General features: G+C 43.2%; 1 protein-coding gene. It reads left to right on the top strand.

The genetic code is table 11. From position 1 onward, the window contains the following. On the top strand, positions 1-280 hold a 280-nt coding region (locus AAEY83_RS14315), incomplete at both ends, for a formylglycine-generating enzyme family protein (RefSeq protein ID WP_351059875.1).

The raw sequence follows: 280 nt of genomic DNA on the forward strand, positions 1-280 counted from the left end.
GGGTGTGCGTATTATTTAAATGGCGAACCAGTATGGGAAGCAAATTTAAATTGGCGTAATCCTGGTTTTGAGCAAGGCAGTGACTTTCCTGCTGTATGTTTAACTTATAACGATGCAAAAGCTTACGCTGAGTGGTTATCGGGTCAAACAGGACAGCAATTTCGTTTACCTAACGAAGTTGAGTGGGAATACGCAGCACGTGCAGGAACCGAAACAGAATACCCTTGGGGTAACGAAATTGGTAAAAACCTAGCTAACTGTGGTTGGTGTGGTAGTGAAT

The sequence above is a fragment of the Psychrobacter sp. TB20-MNA-CIBAN-0197 genome (assembly GCF_040309765.1).
GTDB classification, from domain to species: domain Bacteria; phylum Pseudomonadota; class Gammaproteobacteria; order Pseudomonadales; family Moraxellaceae; genus Psychrobacter; species Psychrobacter submarinus.